This window comes from Pelomonas sp. KK5 (assembly GCF_001984095.1).
Lineage (GTDB): Bacteria > Pseudomonadota > Gammaproteobacteria > Burkholderiales > Burkholderiaceae_C > KK5.
On sequence record NZ_LYVQ01000532.1, the window covers coordinates 1 to 644 of the forward strand.

Consider the following 644-nt stretch of genomic DNA (forward strand, 5'->3'; position numbering starts at 1 on the left):
GCCGACGCCTAACGGCGCGGCTGAACGCAATCGTTAGGCGCCATGGAACTGACTGCGCATCTTCGTCCTGCCGAGGGCCTTGCCGAGCGAGTGCTCAAGGTCAACCACGCAGGCGAGAATGGCGCGATTCAAATTTACGCTGGCCAGCTCTTGGTTTCGCGCATCACGGCTCGCAGCATGCGCAGCGAACTCTCCGAGTTCCAGTCCCATGAGCGCAAGCATCGCTCCATTTTTCAAGCAGAACTGAAGCGCCGCGGCGTTCGTCGCTGCCGCAGCTACCACCTCTGCGGGGCCGGCGGCTTTGTTCTAGGCTTCGTTACCGCGCTGTTCGGCGCTAGTGCGATCGCCGCCACGACGGCCGCAGTCGAGTCCGTCGTTCTTCGCCATCTGGAGCGCCAGATCGAGCGACTCACTGCCGTGGATGCCGAGGCTGTCGCGGCGATCACGTCCATCGTGCTCGAAGAACAACAGCATCACGACCTCTCGGCCGCGCATGCACAATCGAGCCGATTCTGGGTTCGGGTGCTCACGCCAGTCGTGGCCATGTCAACGGAGACAGTTATATGGCTCGGCATGCGGCTGTAAGGCCTAACCTGCAGTTCCAGCCGACGCCTAACGGCGCGGCTGAACGCAATCGTTAGGCG

General features: G+C 62.4%; 1 protein-coding gene. It reads left to right on the plus strand.

Annotated elements, in window-relative coordinates:
* Window positions 1-42 precede the first annotated feature (42 nt).
* Window positions 43-585, plus strand: coding sequence for a demethoxyubiquinone hydroxylase family protein (locus B0W88_RS32155; RefSeq protein ID WP_077038448.1), 543 nt, complete (start codon window positions 43-45; stop codon window positions 583-585).
* Window positions 586-644: the final 59 nt, after the last annotated feature.

Coding starts and splice junctions, on each gene's coding strand:
- B0W88_RS32155 (WP_077038448.1), top strand. CDS start 43: ATGGAACTGACTGCGCATCTTCGTCCTGCCGAGGGCCTTGCCGAGCGA.